This is a genomic window from Candidatus Nanopusillus massiliensis, assembly GCF_920984865.1.
This window is the reverse complement of record NZ_OV100765.1, coordinates 449445-449655: the sequence shown is the minus strand read 5'-3', so window position 1 is coordinate 449655 and position 211 is coordinate 449445.

The following is a 211-nucleotide window of genomic DNA, read 5'->3' as shown; positions in this document are numbered from 1 at the left end:
ATGACTCTCACGGTCCTCTCTCACTGACTTTGTAGAGAAACCTTTTTCGCTAGGTTTAATATCTTTTAATTCTTCAACCCATTTCTTTACATATTCTTTAGCCTTGACCTTTTTATAAAGTTCTTCTAAAAATTTTCTTATTTCTTGACTAATATCTATTCCATGCTTTTCCAATTCGTTCTTTTATTTCTTCATTTATCCTGACGCTAAT